The organism is Aeromonas sp. EERV15, assembly GCF_900079845.1.
Taxonomy (GTDB): Bacteria; Pseudomonadota; Gammaproteobacteria; order Enterobacterales; family Aeromonadaceae; genus Aeromonas; species Aeromonas sobria.
Genome location: NZ_FKKY02000126.1, coordinates 1 through 460, shown reverse-complemented (window position 1 = coordinate 460; position 460 = coordinate 1). Strand labels below are relative to the sequence as shown.

Below are 460 nucleotides of genomic sequence, written 5' to 3'. Positions count from 1 at the left end.
TGAGCAGGTTGCACGTTGCTCGGCAAATCACGACCCTGGAATCGGGAAAGTGCTTGCCAAGGCGATGGATAAGGTCGGCAAAGACGGTGTTATTACCGTTGAGGAAGGTCAGTCTCTTGAGACAACTGTAGATCTTGTAGAAGGTATGCAGTTCGACAAAGGCTACCTCAGCCCCCATTTTGTAAACAACACAGAAAATATGACAGTGAACCTCGATAAGCCTTATGTGCTTATCCACGAGAAGAAAATCAGCTCTGTGAAGAATCTTGTTTCGATTTTGGAGATGGTCTCTAAACAGGGTAAGCCGCTTCTGATTATTGCAGAGGACATTGAGGGCGAAGCCCTTACAACTCTCGTTGTAAACAAGCTCAGAGGCATTTTGAACGTAGCTGCTGTTAAGGCGCCCGGCTTTGGAGACCGCAGAAAGGCTATGCTTCAGGATATCGCCGTCCTAACAGGC

At 47.8% G+C, this 460-nt stretch carries 1 pseudogene; it reads left to right on the top strand.

What is annotated here, in order from left to right:
- Positions 1-460, top strand: a pseudogene (locus BN4575_RS20710) (TCP-1/cpn60 chaperonin family protein); the annotation flags it as partial.